Source organism: Pseudoxanthomonas beigongshangi (assembly GCF_016820515.1).
GTDB classification, from domain to species: domain Bacteria; phylum Pseudomonadota; class Gammaproteobacteria; order Xanthomonadales; family Xanthomonadaceae; genus Pseudoxanthomonas_A; species Pseudoxanthomonas_A beigongshangi.
This window is the reverse complement of the sequence record NZ_JADHDV010000021.1, coordinates 63,316-76,104: the sequence shown is the minus strand read 5'-3', so window position 1 is coordinate 76,104 and position 12,789 is coordinate 63,316. Positions and strand designations below refer to the sequence as shown.

Sequence of the window (12,789 nt, the reverse complement as noted above, 5' to 3'; positions counted from 1 at the left end):
CGGGTTCGAGTCCCGTCCACTCCGCCAGTTATCCCGGAAAGCCCGCGAAAGCGGGCTTTCTGCTTTTCCGGGGACCGCTGCCGGCGTCCGTGGATGAACGGGCCTGGGCGGTGCGGCCGGGTTGCGGCGAACCACCGCGAAGCGCGGTAAACTGCGCGGCTACTGAAATCGAGCCACGCATCGATGCTGCAAAAACTCCGCGATAAGACATCCGGGTGGATCGCCACCCTCATCCTGGGCCTGCTGATCATTCCGTTCGCCTTTGTCGGCGTGAACGAATACATGACCGGCGGCACGGCCAACGATGTCGCGACCGTCGAGGCGCCGCCCACCTGGTGGAAGTCCGCGCCGAACTGGTGGCCGGTGTCCAGGCTCTGGCAGCGCAAGGAAATCACGGTCGACGAATTCCGTACGACCTTCGAGGCCGCGCGCCAGCAGCAGCGCCAGATGCTGGGCGAGAATTTCGATGCGCGCGAGTTCGAGAGCAAGGAAAACAAGCTCAAGATCCTCGAGCAGCTGATCAACCAGCGCGTGCTGGCGTTGGCTTCCGAACGTGCGGGCGTGGTGATCGGCGATGCCGCCGTCAACCAGGCCATCGCCGCCGAACCGGCCTTCCAGGTCGACGGCAAATTCAATGCCGAACGCTACCAGCTGGTGCTGGCTTCGCAGGTGCCGGCGCTGTCGCCGCTGAAGTTCCAGGAGCAGGAACGCGAGCGCCTGAAGATGATGGTGATGCCCGAAGGCATCGGCACCTCCGATTTCGTCACCAAGGGCGAACTGGAGCGGTTGTTCAAGCTGCTGGCGCAGACCCGCGACGTGGGCCTGGCGCTGGTGCCGCCGGCCGCACCGGATACCGCGCCGGTGTCCGACGCCGATATCCAGAAGTGGTATGACGGCCACAAGGCCGAGTACCGCCAGCCGGAAACGGTCTCGCTGGAGTATGTCGAGGTCAACGGCGCGACCCTGCCGGGTGCCGTGGCGCCGGACGAGGCGACCCTGCGCAAGCGCTATGAAACCGAGAAGAACCGCTTCGTGGCGCCGGAACAGCGCGTGGTATCGCACATCCTGATCGGCGCGCCGGCCGGTGCCGACGCCGCCACCTTGAAGAAGGCCGAGGACAAGGCCGCCGCGCTGGCCGCGCAGGCCAGGCAGGGCGCCGACTTCGCCGCGCTGGCCAAGGCCAATTCGGAAGATCCGGGTTCCAAGGACACCGGCGGCCTGCTGCCGGCGTTCGCGCGCGACGGATCGATGGTCAAGCCGTTCGAGGACGCTGCGTTCGCCATGCAGGCCGGCGAGATCCGTGGCCCGGTCAAGAGCGACTTCGGCTATCACGTGCTGAAGCTAAACGAGATCAAGCCGGGCCAGGGCAAGAGCTTCGAGGAGGTCCGCGACGAACTCGCCCGCGAGCAGGCCACCGCCGACGCCGAGCGGGCCTACAACGAACTGGCCGGCAAACTCGTCAACGAAGTGCTGAAGAACCCCACCGCGCTGGAGCCGGCCGCGAAGGCCGTTGGCCTGCCGGTGCAGAAGATCGGGCCGTTCTCGCGCGCCAACGCCAGCGGCATCGCCGCCAACCCGGCGGTGCTGCGCAGCGCGTTCTCCGAGGCGCTGGTGCAGGACGGTACGGTCAGCGATCCGATCGAGATCGCGCCCAGCCACAGCGTGGTGATCCGCGTGGTCGGCCATACGCCGGAGCAGCCGCAGCCGCTGGCCCAGGTCCGTGACGCGGTGATCGCCGCGATCCGCGCCGATCGCCAGGAGAAGGCCACCGCCGCCACCGCCGACGCGGTGCTGGCGCGCATCGCCAAGGGCGAGACGCTGCAGGCGATTGCCACTGCCGACAAGCTCCAGTTCAACGAAATGCCGGGCATGCCGCGCGGCATGCCGGTGCCGACCGCGGAAGGCAACGAGGCGATCTTCGCGGTGCCGCGTCCGGCCGCGGGCAAGGCGTCGACCGGCAAGGTCGCGCTGGGCGGCGGCGCGTTCGCCGTGTTCGCGGTCACCAAGGTCACCGACGGCGATGCCGCGCAGGTGCCGGCCGAGCAGCGCGATGGCATGAAGCAGCAGCTGATCCAACTGGGCGGCGGCGTCGCCACCCAGGGTTTCATCGACACCATGCGCAAGCAGTACAAGGTCACCGTGATGGAAGATCGCCTGTAAGGCGTTCGACCGACGCGGTGAACGAAAAAGCCCGGCAAACGCCGGGCTTTTTTTTTCGGGTCTTTTGCGCCACACGGCATCGGCACGGAGCGGCATGATCTCGATCCCGAAGGGGCGAGAGCCGTCCTGTCGTCAGGGCTGGCTTTCGTCCAGCGCCAGCACCATGCCCGGGCGCAGGATGGCGTCGGACTTCAGCCCATTGCGCGATAGCAACTGCTGCGGCCTGAGGCCGTACCGCCGCGCGATGGTCCAGGCGGATTCGCCGGCGCGGACGGTGTGCGAACGACGGGATGCGCTGGCGACCGCGGTGTCCCGCGAGGGGGGCGAAGCGCTCGCGGCGCCGATGCCGGCGGCGGACGGATCCGGTCCGGACTCCGCTTCGACCGGCGCGTCGGCAAGCCGGGGCGAGGATGCCGCCACGATGCCCCGGGAATCGGGAGCGAGAATCCTGACCGGCTTGTCCAGGCGCGGGACACCCTTGCCCAAGGCCGGATTCAGGCGCTTGAGCAGGGCGCTGTCGTGACCGTTGGCCTCCGCCCAGCGCTCCAGGCTGGCGGCATCGCGGGGCAAGGCGTGCGCGGACAGGCGAGGCACTGGACGGTCCAGCCGTTTCAGCCATTCGCCGCGATCGTCGGCCTGTTCGAAGATGCAGGCCAACGCATGCAGCTTTTCGACGTAGGCGTAGGTAATGCTGGACAACCCGGGCAGCTCGGCCGGGCGGGCGTTCTGCGCATTCATGCCGGCGCGGCGCATCGATTGCAGCACCCGGTACTCGCCGGCGTTGTAGGCCATCACCGCCAGCCGCCAATCGCCGCCGAACATGCCATGGAGGGTCTTGAGGTAACGCACCGCGGCCTGGGTGGAATCCACCGGCGAGAGCCGGCCGTCGTAGCTTTCGCGCACCGGCACGCCATGGTTCCGTGCGGTGATGCCAATGAACTGCCACAGGCCCGCGGGACCGCTGGCGTTGCGCGCGCCGGGCTTGTAGCCGCTTTCCACGAAGGGGATGAGCGCGAACTCGGTGGGCAGGTGCGCCTCGCGCAGCGCGTCCACGACATAACCGAACAGCGGTAGCACGTCGTCCGATTTGACCAGTTGGCTCGGCGCGTGGGCGAAGTGCTTCTTCCAGCGCGGGCCGGTGGCGGCGGCATCGCATTGCGGTTCGGCCAGGCCGTCGCGGAACCGCTGGTAGATCTCCAGCCCGCTTTCCTGCTGGCTGGGGGGCACCGTGACCAGTTCGATGGGGGGGGCCGAAGGCTGGCTCGCCTGTGCCGGCGACAGTGCCAGGCCCAGGCCGGCGCTGCAGGCCAGCGCGAGCAGGCCGGCTCGCAGGCCAGGAAGCGGGCCGCGCCGGTTCATGCGCGGAACTGGTCCTTCCAGCGCCGCAGTTCGGCGAAGGTCTCGACCCGGTCGGTGGGCGCGCGCCCCAGCCGGTGCGCCACGGCCGCGCGCACGGCCTCGCTGTCCACCCGCAGGAACGGGTTGGTCGCGGTTTCCTGGGCCAGGGTCGACGGCAGGGTCGGACGGCCGGCTTGGCGCATGGCGTGGACTTCCTCGGTTCTGCGACGCAGGGCCTCGTTGGCGGGATCCACCGCGCGGGCGAATGCGGCGTTGGCCAGGGTGTACTCGTGGCCGCAGCAGACCGCGGTCGAGCCGGGCAGGGCGGCCAGGCGGTCCAGCGACCCCAGCATCTGGGACGGCGTACCTTCGAACATGCGCCCACAGCCCAGGCTGAACAAGGTGTCGCCGCAGAACAGGTGATCCTGGTCCTGGCCTCCGCCCAGATAGGCGATGTGGCTGCGGGTATGGCCGGGCACGGCCAGCACCTCCAGGCGCCAGTTCTTCAGCGCCACGCGGGCGCCGTCGCCCACCCGCACACAGTCGAACGGAATCCGCTCGTCCTCCGGCGCGTAGACCGGCAGGGTCGGCCAGCGGGCGCGCAGCGCCGCCACGCCGCCGATATGGTCGTTGTGGTGATGGGTCAGCAGGACCGCCGCGGGCCACAGGCCCTGGTCGGCGGCGGCCAGGACCGGCGCGGCGTCCCCGGGGTCCACGATCAGCGCATCGCCGTCGTCGTCGGCCAGCGCCCAGATGTAGTTGTCGTCGAAGGCGGGCAGGGCGGTCAGGCGCATGGGCGATGGTTTTGGGGAGGGACGCTGGAAGGGTCGTCCACTACAATCCCGAACATGCCTGCCTTCGAGTTCAGCCGTCAACCCGATGCCCTGGCATGGTTCGATGCCGGGCGCGGGCGGGCCCTGCTGGCAGCCGAGACCGTCGCCGCCGGCCAATGGCTGACGCTGCGGCCGGCCCAGCCGGCGCTGTGGCTCTCCCCGGCCCCGGCGCGCCCGCCGGTCGTGCTCCACGGCTTCAGCCGGCAGTTGTGGCTGTGGCGGCATCCGGACGGCTTCAGCGGCGATCTGCGCTGCGAACTGCCCTTGCCGCTGCCCAGCGAGGCCTTCGGCAGCATCGTCGTCCAGCACGTGCCGGAGGCCGGTTCGGCGACGGATCTGCTGGGCGAGTGCGCGCGCGTGCTCGCCCCCGGCGGACGCCTGCGCCTGTACACGCTCAACCCCCTCAGCCCGTACCGGTGGCGCTGGCGCGGTGCCGCCCTGCGGGTCCGCGATGCCGCCAGCTGGCAGGGCGCGCTTCGCCAGGCCGGCCTGCACCCGCTCGCCGCCGGAGCCGGCTACCAGGGGCCGCTGCTGCGCGGCACCGCGATGGCGCCGCACCTTTCCTTCAACCGGTTCCGCGCGGTCTGCGTGCTGGAAGCCGAAAAACGCGTCGCCGCCCTGATTCCGCCCGCGCCGGCCCGGCGTCGCTGGAACACCGGCGCGGCGCACGCCTGAACCCACAACGCACAGGAAGCAATGAAGCAGATTTCCATCCATACCGACGGCTCCTGCCTGGGCAATCCCGGGCCCGGGGGCTGGGCCGCCCTGTTGCGCTACCAGAAGAAGGAGCGCGAACTTTCCGGGGGTGAAGCCCAGACCACCAACAACCGGATGGAGTTGATGGCGGCGATCGTGGCGCTTGAGACCCTCACCGAGGGATGCGCGGTCGCGCTGTACATCGATTCCCAGTACGTGCGCCAGGGCATCACCGAATGGATGCCCAACTGGGTGCGGCGCAACTGGAAGACCGCCGCCGGCGACCCGGTCAAGAATCGTGATCTGTGGGAGCGCCTGCACGAGGCGACCCGGCGCCATCGCATCGAATGGCACTGGGTGAAGGGCCACAACGGGGACCCGGACAACGAACGCGTCGATCAGCTGGCGCGCATGCAGGCGCTCAGGTTCCGAGACGGCGGCGCGGTAAAGTAAGCGACATGAATCTTTCACCCGTGCTCGAAACCGAGCGCCTGCGCCTGTTCGAGCTGTCGGAGCATGCACCCGGCGATACCGCCTTCGTGCTGGAACTGCTCAACGACCCGGATTTCCTCCGCTACATCGGCGACCGCGGCGTGCATTCGCTGGCGCAGGCAGTCGACTACCTGCGCGATGGGCCTGTGGCGAGCTACCGGCTCAACGGTTTCGGCCTGTATCGGGTGGAACGGCGCGAGGACGGCGCCGCGGTGGGCATGTGCGGGTTGATCAAGCGGCCGCCGCTGGCGCATCCCGATCTCGGTTACGCCCTGCTGCCGCGTTTTCGTGGCCATGGTTACGTGGCCGAGGCCGCGCGGGCAGTGCTCGCCGCGGCGCGCGAACAGGGCATCGCCACCGTGCTGGCGGTGGTGGACCCGGACAATGCGGCCTCGATCCGGACCCTGCAGGGCCTGGATTTCGGGTACCGTGAAATGGTCCGGCTGGCGGCGGACGACATCGAACTGAAGTTGTTCGCCTGGCAATCAGACAAGCAATAGGCAAGACAGACGCATGCGACAGATCATCCTCGACACCGAAACCACCGGCCTGGAATGGAAGAAGGGCAACCGCATCGTGGAAATCGGTTGCGTCGAACTGCTCGAACGCCGGCCCACCGGCCGCACCTACCACCAGTACATCCATCCGCAGCGCGAGTTCGAGCAGGGCGCGGCGGAGGTCACCGGCCTGAGCCTGGATTTCCTGTCGGACAAGCCGCTGTTCGCGCAGATCGCCGACGAGTTCCTCGCCTTCATCGACGGCGCGGAACTGATCATCCACAACGCCGCGTTCGACGTGGGCTTCCTCGACTACGAACTGTCGTTGCTGGGCGAGCACTACGGGCGCCTGCAGGATCGGGTGACCGTGGAGGACTCGTTGCTGCTGGCGCGCCAACGCTTCCCGGGACAGCGCAATTCGCTGGACGCGCTGTGCAAGCGGCTGGGCGTGGACAACACCCATCGCCAGTTGCACGGCGCGCTGCTCGACGCCCAGCTGCTCTGCGATGTCTACCTCGCGCTGACCGCCGGCCAGCGGGAAATCGGCTTTGCCGGCCTGGACGAACCGAGTTCCGGCGCGGCGGTGGTGGCGGCCGATTTCAGCGGCCTGGCCGCCGGCCCGCGCCCGCGCGTGCAGATCGGCGAGGCGGAACAGGCCGCGCACGAGGCGCGCCTGGAAAAACTGCGCAAGAAAGCCGGCAAGGCGTTGTGGGACGAACTCGACACCCCGGCCATGGCCGAAACCGCCATCGCCTGAATCTCAGGGCGGAGCAGGCAACATACCTCGTAGCGCCGAGCTTGCTCGGCGAACCGGGGCGGAGATCCGGGGGCAAGCGGAGCAAGCTCCGCTCTACGTCAGTGGCAGCGCACCAGGATGGCGGTGACGTTGTCCGAACCGCCGCCATCGAGGGCCGCGGCGATCAGGCAATCCACGCATTCCTGCGCGCTGCAGTCGGACAGCCTCAGGGTGTCCGCGATACTGCGATCGTCCACTTCCTCGGTCAGCCCGTCGCTGCACAGGAGCAACTGCATGCCCGGACGCAGTTCGCCGGTGAGGGTTTCAACGTTGAGATGGGTCGGATCGGTCACGCCCAGCGCCTGGGTCACCACGTTGCGGTGTGGATGCGAGCGTGCCTGTTCGCTGGTCAGCGAACCCTGTGCGATCAGTTCCTGCACGTAGCTGTGGTCCTGGCTCAATTGGGCCAACTGGCCGTCGCGCCACAGGTAGGCGCGGCTGTCGCCGACCCACGCCACCTCGAAACGGTTGCCCTGGACCCGCGCGGCGACCACCGTGGTGCCCATCGGCAGGGTGTCGTTGCGGCGCCGGGAGGTGCGGATGATTTCCTCGTCGGCGATGCGGATGGCCTGGTGCAGCGGCGTGCCATCGCGGATCTCGCGCACGATGGTCTCGCGCGCCAGCGCGCTGGCCACCTCGCCGCAGGCGTGCCCCCCCATGCCATCGGCCACCAGCCACAGTCCCAGCTCGCTGTCGCCGTAGTAGGTGTCCTCGTTCAGCTCCCTTCTGAGGCCTACGTGGGTGATGTGCCCGAATTCGATCATTGATGTCCTGATGGTGGGAGCGGGGGAGGGAAGTTCCCTGCTGGTTGATACGGAATGATCCGGGCGAAACGGACAGCGGGCAAGCAAAAGCGAGCCCGGGAGAGTTTTCGTTCAGTGGGAAACGACGAATCCGGCCGGAATCTTCAGCTTCGGCTTGTCGGCGGAGGGCCCGACCCGTATCATTCACGCCCCCGGCCGCGCGCCGGGGACCACCGGAGAGGTGGCAGAGTGGTTGAATGTACCTGACTCGAAATCAGGCATACGTTAATAGCGTATCGGGGGTTCGAATCCCCCCCTCTCCGCCAGATACGCAAGGGCCCCCGCAAGGGGGCTTTTGCGTATCTGGCGGAGTGTGGGGATCTGGAGAGAACCCCGACGGGTTCGACAGAACGGCTTCGCCGTTCTGCACGGCGAAGCCGCCCGCAGGGCGAGGCACGCAGTGCCGAGTGAATCCCCGCTCTCCGCACGTTACAAGGCCCCCGCAAGGGGGCTTTTGCGTTTCGGGAACTTCTCAGACCCGACCAGTCACCGGAATCAGCGCGCCGGTGATCGCGGCGGCCGGTTCGGACAGCAGGAACCGGACCACCCCCGCCAGTTGTTCCGGGGTCACCCAGCGCGAGGTGTCGGCGTCCGGCATGTCGGCGCGGTTGGCGGGGGTGTCGATGATGCTGGGCAGCAGCGCGTTGACGGTGATGCGGCGATCCTTGAATTCCTCGGCCATCGCCTCGGTCAACCGTGCCACGCCGGCCTTGGAGGCCGCGTAGGCGCCCATGCCGGTGCCGGCCTTGACCGCGCCGGCCGCGCCGATATTGACGATGCGGCCGCCGCCGGCGGCAAGCAGGAACGGCAGCGCGGCCTGGCTGGCGGCCACGGCCGTGCGCAGGTTCAGCCGGTAGAGCCGGTCCCAGGTGTCCAGGCTGCCCTCGGCCAGGGTTTCCCAGTGGAAGCCGCCGGCGATGTTCACCAGCGCGTCGATGCCGCCGAGCGCCTGCCTGGCCTGCTCCAGCGCGGTCCTTGCCGCCTCTGCATCGGCCAGATCGATGCCGCCGAAGGCATGCACGCCGGCGGTGGTTTCGGCGGGAGCGGGCGCGTGATCCAGCGCTGCCACCGTCGCGCCCGAAGCGACCAGCGATTGCACCACCACCCGGCCAAGCGCGCCGAAAGCGCCGGTGACGACAACCCGTTGGGCCGATGAATTCATGGAGGACATCCCGATGCGGAAAGCGACCATGTTAGCGCCGTGCGAGCGGGCGTGTATCCGCCATCCGGTACACTGGCCGTCCCGTTTTCGCGGTGCCGCGCCATGTCCGAAATCCTCGTCCCCGTTTCCTTCGGCGAACTGCTCGACAAGATCGCCATCCTGCAGATCAAGTCCGAGCGGATGAGCGACCCGGCCAAGCTGGCCAACGTGCGCAACGAACTGAGCGCACTGGAAAAAACCTGGATGGCGCATCCGGCGGCGGTCAACAACATCAGTGAACTGCGCGCCCAGCTCAAGGCGGTCAACGAGCGCCTGTGGGTGATCGAGGACGACATCCGCGTCAAGGAGAAGGCGCAGGCCTTCGATGAGGAATTCGTCCGCCTGGCGCGCAGCGTCTACTTCGAGAACGACGAACGCGCGCGCATCAAGAAGGACATCAACCTGGCGCTGGGCTCCAGCTACGTGGAAGAGAAGTCCTACCAGGACTACAAGACCGGCGCGACGCCGTAACCACCGCGCGCGGGACTACACCAGGCAGGTCGGTTCCTGCGTGCCGAATCCCCGCGCCAGATCCCACACCATTTGCGCCGCGGGTATCGCCTGCGCGCCGGACACGTTCTGGCCGGCCCACAGCGGCGAATAGTCGCCGCTGCCACGCGCCTCGGCCGCTTGCCGCAAGGGCGCCATGGCCGCGCTTGCGAGCGGAAACGCGGGCGCGTCAGTCGCCATCGGCCCCAGCGTGCGCATCGCGTGGTTGACGATGCCGCGCGCGGGACGTCCGGTGAACACGTTGGTCAGCGCGGTGTGCGCCGCCGCCGGGCTTTGCAGGGCCGCGCGGTGCAGCGGACCGGTATCGGCCTCGGGGCATAGCAGAAAAGCGGTGCCGACCTGCACGCCCGCCGCGCCCAGCGCCATCGCCGCCGCCACGCCGGCCGCGTCGGCGATGCCACCGGTCGCAATTACCGGGCAACGCACCGCTGCGACGATCTGCGGCAACAGGGTGAAGGTGCCGGACTGGGTGGTGAGGTCGTCGGTGAGGAACAGGCCGCGGTGCCCGCCGGCTTCCAGTCCCTGCGCGATGATTGCATCGACGCCGCGCGCCTCCAGCCAGCGCGCTTCCTCCACCGTGGTGGCCGAGGCCAGCAACTTGCAGCCCCATTCGCGCAGCGGCGCGAGCAGCGCCTCATCCGGCAGGCCGAAATGGAAGCTGATCACGGGCGGGTGCAGTTCGCGCACCAGCGCCAGCAGATCGGCATCGAAAGGCCGCCGTCCCGCGCCGGCCGGAAAGGCATCCGGATCCAGGCCGAAGCGGGCGTAGTCGGCGGTGAGTCTGAGCCGCCAGGCGGCTTCACGCGCCGGATCCGGTTGCGGCGGCGCATGGCAGAAGAAATTGAGATTGAATGGCGCTTCGGTCTGCGCGCGGATGGCCGCGACTTCCGCGCGGACGGCGTCCGCTGACAGCATCGCGCAGGGCAGGGCGCCTAGGCCACCGGCCTGGCTCACTGCAATGGCCAGCCGGCTGCCCTGCACGCCGGCCATCGGCGCCTGCAACAGCGGTAGTTCGATTCCAAGCAAGGTGGCGAGCGACATGGGCGGATGAACTGGCAGCAGGCGTTCAAACAGCTTACTCGCCGGACGCGCCATCTGCGGCGATTATCCGTGCGAGTTCGGGAGAGGCGAGGTACTCCGCGAACGATTTGCGGAGTTCATAAAATTCTTGCAGCCGAGCCCGGGTATCCGAAAGCACGGCGCAGGCGCTCTTGTACTGGGTGTCCAGGTAGGCAGTCACCTCCGTGTCCTCATCGCGCTGGGCAAGGGGAAACTTGACGAGGAATTCATGGATAAGCTCGTTGCGCATCTTCACGATGCGGTCGAACGCTTCGTGGGCCTGTTGCCTTGCCTCGGTATCGGAATAGGTGTAGCGCGCACTGAAACGGAAATTGTTCTTCGGCAGGGATGCATTGCTGTCCCCTTCCACTTCTCGCTGGACAAGCTGGCGCGTAGCTTGCCCCAGCGTCTGCTTCATGGCGACCTCGACTTGTAAACGGGCTTCCACCGGCAGATCGTCCAAGGCTCCCGAAACTTGGCTTTGGGCCAAATAAAACTTCAGGTTCAGTTCGATCCGCTGGAACACCAGCAGGTTGCGTCCCACCCGCCACTCGATGTCCTGGTCGAGCGGGAGGGACGGCCCGGTCAAGGCTTGTCCACCAACGTATCGGCCCGATACCGCTCGAACGCCGCGATCGCATCTTCGACGGTGACCAGATCCATCACCTCGTCGAACTCGATCTTGGTGCCCCACTTCAACGCGTCGGCAGGTTTGCCAAGGTATTTGCGCGCGGCGGCGTCATAGCGGTCCACGCAGTAGCGGATATCCGAATAGGGGCCGCTGCGGCGCGGATTGCTGGCCGCGTGCAGGCCCAGCACCTTGGTCCCGACCGCGTTGGCGATATGCATCGGGCCGGAGTCCGGCGTGACCAGCAGGTCGGCGCGCTCCAGCAGCGCGGGCAACTGCTTCAGCGTGTCCTTGCCGACCAGGTCCAGGGCCGGCGCGCGCATCGCGGCGAGAATCGCATCGGTGGTGCTGCGCTCCAGATCGCTGCGGCCGCCGCACAGCACCACCCGCCAGCCGTGGCCGGCGGCGTGATCGGCGAGCGCGGCGTAACGATCGGCATGCCAGTTGCGGCGCACGTGGCTGGAGCACGGGGAAATCATCAGCACCGGCGCGCCGTCCTGCGGCCATTGCGCGGCGGCCCAGTCGCGCGCTTCCCGCGGATAGGGCAGGTCCCAGATCACCTGGTCCTGTTTCAGGCCCAGCGGTTCGCAGAAGCTGCCGATCGCGTCCAGTACATGGATGCCCGGGCGGTCGGGGATGCGCTCGTTGATGAAGAGGCCATGCAGATCCTTGGAGCGCGCGTGGTCGTAGCCGATGCGCCGCCGGGCCGGGATGAAGGCCGACAGCACGTTGGCGCGCAGGGCCACCTGCATCTGCAGCAGCACGTCGAAGCCGCCGGCCGGCAGCTCCCGGCGCAGGGCGCGCATGCCGGCCAGGCCGCTGCGCTTGTCGTAGGTGTGGAAGGTCACGCCCTCCAGGCCGTCCAGCAGCTTGTGCCCGGCCTTGTCGATGACCCAGTGCAGGCGGGTCCGCGGCCAGTGCCGCTGCAGGGTGCGCACCAGCGGCACCACGTGGGTCACGTCGCCGAGCGCCGACAGGCGCAGCAGGCAGATCGATTGGGGGATGGCGGACAAGAGTTGTTAGACTCGCTGGATGGTCAGTTTCGACGCCACGGAATCCCTGACGCCGTTCCGCGAAGGCCGCGGATACGGTGCGATTCTGTTCGACCGCCAGCACCTGCGGCAAGCCAATCCGGACTGGTTCGTGCCGGAGAAGTGGGGCGATCGCGCCCAACCGGTCGGCGACGGCGGGCGCGGCGGGGCCTGGTTCATCGAAGCGCCGTCCAGCCAGTGCGTGCTGCGGCGCTACCTGCGCGGCGGGCTGGCCGCGCGCGCCAGCCGGGACCGCTACCTGTGGCGGGGCCCGGACAAGACCCGCAGTTTCGCCGAGTTCCGGCTGATGCGCGCGCTGCTGGCGCGCGGCCTGCCGGTGCCGCAGCCGGTCGCGGCCCAATACGTCCACGAAGGCATGTTCTACCGCGCCGCCCTGCTGATGGAGCGGCTGGCCGGGGTGACCTCGCTGGCCACCCTCGCGCAGGAACTGCGCGCACCCTGGGAAGAGGCCGGCCGGCTGATTGCCCGCTTCCACCGGGCCGGGCTCCAGCATGCCGACCTCAACGCCCACAACATCCTGTTCGACGAGCAGGGCAAGGGCTGGCTGATCGACTTCGATCGCGGCCGCCTGCGCATTCCGGCCACCGGCTGGCGCGAACAGAACCTGGCGCGCCTGCTGCGCTCGTTGCTGAAGCTGCGCGGATCGCGGTCCGGCGAGGACGTGCGCCAGGACTTCGCCCGCCTGCGCCGGGCCTATGATCAGGCCTGGTCACGGGGTTTCTGA

14 protein-coding genes and 1 tRNA gene are annotated in these 12,789 nt (G+C 68.4%); 8 read left to right on the top strand and 7 right to left on the bottom strand.

The features are described from left to right. Positions 1-183: 183 nt before the first annotated feature. Positions 184-2,160 carry a peptidyl-prolyl cis-trans isomerase gene (locus IQ458_RS15235; RefSeq protein WP_203323341.1) on the top strand — a complete coding sequence of 659 codons (1,977 nt, stop codon included), beginning with the start codon at positions 184-186 and terminating at the stop codon, positions 2,158-2,160. A 132-nt stretch (positions 2,161-2,292) separates the two neighbouring features. Here the strand turns inward: IQ458_RS15235 and IQ458_RS15230 are convergent, their stop codons facing one another. Together IQ458_RS15230 and gloB are read right to left on the bottom strand one after the other, a co-directional pair. Beyond that, on the bottom strand, positions 2,293-3,519 hold the full coding sequence (locus tag IQ458_RS15230) for a lytic transglycosylase domain-containing protein (RefSeq protein WP_203323340.1): 1,227 nt from the start codon (positions 3,517-3,519) through the stop codon (positions 2,293-2,295). Further along, positions 3,516-4,292, bottom strand: a complete 777-nt coding sequence (gene gloB, locus IQ458_RS15225; RefSeq protein ID WP_183637706.1) for a hydroxyacylglutathione hydrolase — start codon at positions 4,290-4,292, stop codon at positions 3,516-3,518. The genes IQ458_RS15230 and gloB overlap by 4 nt, the downstream gene beginning before the upstream one ends. 54 nt (positions 4,293-4,346) lie before the next feature. Between gloB and IQ458_RS15220 the strand changes: the two genes are divergently transcribed. From IQ458_RS15220 to dnaQ, 4 genes are read left to right on the top strand one after another with little or no spacing between them, the layout of a single operon-like run. Then, positions 4,347-5,006 (top strand): class I SAM-dependent methyltransferase, encoded by a 660-nt coding sequence (locus IQ458_RS15220; RefSeq protein WP_203323339.1) that lies wholly within the window; start codon positions 4,347-4,349, stop codon positions 5,004-5,006. Between the two features lie 21 nt (positions 5,007-5,027). Continuing rightward, the gene (gene rnhA / locus IQ458_RS15215; RefSeq protein ID WP_183637704.1) at positions 5,028-5,480 is read left to right on the top strand and encodes a ribonuclease HI; all 453 of its coding nucleotides are present in this window, start codon (positions 5,028-5,030) and stop codon (positions 5,478-5,480) included. Between the two features lie 5 nt (positions 5,481-5,485). Then, the gene (locus tag IQ458_RS15210) at positions 5,486-6,019 is read left to right on the top strand and encodes a GNAT family N-acetyltransferase (RefSeq protein WP_183637702.1); all 534 of its coding nucleotides are present in this window, start codon (positions 5,486-5,488) and stop codon (positions 6,017-6,019) included. A 13-nt stretch (positions 6,020-6,032) separates the two neighbouring features. Continuing rightward, positions 6,033-6,773 carry a DNA polymerase III subunit epsilon gene (dnaQ, locus tag IQ458_RS15205; protein WP_183637700.1) on the top strand — a complete coding sequence of 247 codons (741 nt, stop codon included), beginning with the start codon at positions 6,033-6,035 and terminating at the stop codon, positions 6,771-6,773. A gap of 98 nt (positions 6,774-6,871) precedes the next feature. Here the strand turns inward: dnaQ and IQ458_RS15200 are convergent, their stop codons facing one another. Continuing rightward, positions 6,872-7,576: a PP2C family protein-serine/threonine phosphatase gene (locus IQ458_RS15200; RefSeq protein ID WP_141456270.1), complete on the bottom strand. Its 705-nt coding sequence runs from the start codon at positions 7,574-7,576 to the stop codon at positions 6,872-6,874. A 214-nt stretch (positions 7,577-7,790) separates the two neighbouring features. Between IQ458_RS15200 and IQ458_RS15195 the strand changes: the two genes are divergently transcribed. After that, positions 7,791-7,881, top strand: a tRNA-Ser gene (locus tag IQ458_RS15195). 206 nt (positions 7,882-8,087) lie between these two features. Here the strand turns inward: IQ458_RS15195 and IQ458_RS15190 are convergent. Beyond that, positions 8,088-8,777: an SDR family NAD(P)-dependent oxidoreductase gene (locus IQ458_RS15190; RefSeq protein ID WP_203323338.1), complete on the bottom strand. Its 690-nt coding sequence runs from the start codon at positions 8,775-8,777 to the stop codon at positions 8,088-8,090. Positions 8,778-8,879: 102 nt separating this feature from the next. On the opposite strand from IQ458_RS15190, the gene IQ458_RS15185 reads away from it, so the two are divergent. Further along, positions 8,880-9,287: a DUF6165 family protein gene (locus IQ458_RS15185; RefSeq protein ID WP_183637696.1), complete on the top strand. Its 408-nt coding sequence runs from the start codon at positions 8,880-8,882 to the stop codon at positions 9,285-9,287. Positions 9,288-9,302: 15 nt separating this feature from the next. On the opposite strand, the gene IQ458_RS15180 is transcribed toward IQ458_RS15185, so the two are convergent. From IQ458_RS15180 to IQ458_RS15170, 3 genes are read right to left on the bottom strand one after another with little or no spacing between them, the layout of a single operon-like run. Beyond that, the gene (locus IQ458_RS15180) at positions 9,303-10,367 is read right to left on the bottom strand and encodes an NAD(P)H-dependent flavin oxidoreductase (RefSeq protein WP_203323337.1); all 1,065 of its coding nucleotides are present in this window, start codon (positions 10,365-10,367) and stop codon (positions 9,303-9,305) included. Positions 10,368-10,401: 34 nt separating this feature from the next. Next, positions 10,402-10,974: a hypothetical protein gene (locus tag IQ458_RS15175; protein ID WP_203323336.1), complete on the bottom strand. Its 573-nt coding sequence runs from the start codon at positions 10,972-10,974 to the stop codon at positions 10,402-10,404. Then, a complete protein-coding gene (locus tag IQ458_RS15170; protein WP_425504704.1) occupies positions 10,971-12,017 on the bottom strand; it encodes a glycosyltransferase family 9 protein in 1,047 nt (348 codons plus the stop codon). The genes IQ458_RS15175 and IQ458_RS15170 overlap by 4 nt, the downstream gene beginning before the upstream one ends. Positions 12,018-12,045: 28 nt before the next feature. Here IQ458_RS15170 and IQ458_RS15165 point away from each other — a divergent pair, with 28 nt between their 5' ends. Beyond that, positions 12,046-12,789 (top strand): 3-deoxy-D-manno-octulosonic acid kinase, encoded by a 744-nt coding sequence (locus IQ458_RS15165; protein WP_183637687.1) that lies wholly within the window; start codon positions 12,046-12,048, stop codon positions 12,787-12,789.

Bases quoted from the DNA above. Each gene is read 5' to 3' on its own strand.
- IQ458_RS15235 (WP_203323341.1), top strand. From the start codon at position 184: ATGCTGCAAAAACTCCGCGATAAGACATCCGGGTGGATCGCCACCCTC.
- IQ458_RS15230 (WP_203323340.1), bottom strand. From the start codon at position 3,519: ATGAACCGGCGCGGCCCGCTTCCTGGCCTGCGAGCCGGCCTGCTCGCG.
- gloB (WP_183637706.1), bottom strand. From the start codon at position 4,292: ATGCGCCTGACCGCCCTGCCCGCCTTCGACGACAACTACATCTGGGCG.
- IQ458_RS15220 (WP_203323339.1), top strand. From the start codon at position 4,347: ATGCCTGCCTTCGAGTTCAGCCGTCAACCCGATGCCCTGGCATGGTTC.
- rnhA (WP_183637704.1), top strand. From the start codon at position 5,028: ATGAAGCAGATTTCCATCCATACCGACGGCTCCTGCCTGGGCAATCCC.
- IQ458_RS15210 (WP_183637702.1), top strand. From the start codon at position 5,486: ATGAATCTTTCACCCGTGCTCGAAACCGAGCGCCTGCGCCTGTTCGAG.
- dnaQ (WP_183637700.1), top strand. From the start codon at position 6,033: ATGCGACAGATCATCCTCGACACCGAAACCACCGGCCTGGAATGGAAG.
- IQ458_RS15200 (WP_141456270.1), bottom strand. From the start codon at position 7,576: ATGATCGAATTCGGGCACATCACCCACGTAGGCCTCAGAAGGGAGCTG.
- IQ458_RS15190 (WP_203323338.1), bottom strand. From the start codon at position 8,777: ATGAATTCATCGGCCCAACGGGTTGTCGTCACCGGCGCTTTCGGCGCG.
- IQ458_RS15185 (WP_183637696.1), top strand. From the start codon at position 8,880: ATGTCCGAAATCCTCGTCCCCGTTTCCTTCGGCGAACTGCTCGACAAG.
- IQ458_RS15180 (WP_203323337.1), bottom strand. From the start codon at position 10,367: ATGTCGCTCGCCACCTTGCTTGGAATCGAACTACCGCTGTTGCAGGCG.
- IQ458_RS15165 (WP_183637687.1), top strand. From the start codon at position 12,046: ATGGTCAGTTTCGACGCCACGGAATCCCTGACGCCGTTCCGCGAAGGC.